The sequence below is a fragment of the Staphylococcus sp. EG-SA-17 genome, from assembly GCF_017151845.1.
GTDB lineage: Bacteria > Bacillota > Bacilli > Staphylococcales > Staphylococcaceae > Staphylococcus > Staphylococcus aureus.
This window is the reverse complement of sequence record NZ_JACVZO010000197.1, coordinates 1-217: the sequence shown is the minus strand read 5'-3', so window position 1 is coordinate 217 and position 217 is coordinate 1. Positions and strand designations below refer to the sequence as shown.

Below are 217 nucleotides of genomic sequence, written 5' to 3'. Positions count from 1 at the left end.
GATAGCGACTCAGACTCAGATAGTGATTCAGATTCAGATAGCGACTCAGACTCAGACAGTGATTCAGACTCAGATAGAGATTCAGACTCAGATAGCGATTCAGACTCAGATAGTGATTCAGATTCAGATAGCGACTCAGACTCAGACAGCGATTCGGACTCAGATAGCGATTCAGACTCAGACAGCGATTCGGACTCAGATAGCGATTCAGACTCAG

General features: G+C 45.6%; 1 protein-coding gene. It reads left to right on the top strand.

The annotated features are described in order from the left end of the window. Window positions 1–217 (top strand): hypothetical protein (locus IDG65_RS14720; RefSeq protein ID WP_162173075.1); only part of this gene is annotated, 217 nt, incomplete at both ends.